Annotated in this window: 1 protein-coding gene; it reads left to right on the forward strand. The window is 48.4% G+C overall.

What is annotated here, in order from left to right:
* Positions 1–508, forward strand: a 508-nt coding sequence (locus A0U42_RS10435; protein ID WP_141669523.1) for a hypothetical protein, incomplete at both ends; no start/stop codon positions are given.

Genomic DNA, 508 nt, shown 5'->3' on the forward strand with positions numbered 1-508 from the left:
GCGGTGCTACTGAATTTACGGCAGCCGATAACATCGGCGTTATAAAAGACGGTGACGCCCTTAAAGTGAAATTAGCAAAAGCCATTTCTATGGGTGACGGCAGTGTTACCTTTTCCCAAGGTGCGAAGGATGCTAACGGTAATACTCTAGTTCAAGGCCAGGACGGTAAGTGGTATTCGGATTTGACCGACGCTACCTATGATGCAACCAACAACGTCTACACCAAGGCTGACGGTACGACGATCGATGCCGTAGAAAATCCGACGGTCTCGCAGGTTAAGTTATCTAATACCGGCCTCGACAATGGAGGTAATAAGATCACCAACGTCGCAGTCGGTACGGTAGACACGGATATCGTTAACCTCGGTCAGCTCAAAGGCAGCACGATTGAATCCAGTGCTGTAACCTATGGTGCTGATGGTTCCGGTACCATTACCTTGACCATGCAGGATGGCAGCAAAGTTACGATTGACAGCCTGAAGGATACCTACGTTAAAGAAGGAAAACT

Source organism: Megasphaera sp. DISK 18 (genome assembly GCF_001682955.1).
Lineage (GTDB): Bacteria > Bacillota > Negativicutes > Veillonellales > Megasphaeraceae > Megasphaera > Megasphaera massiliensis.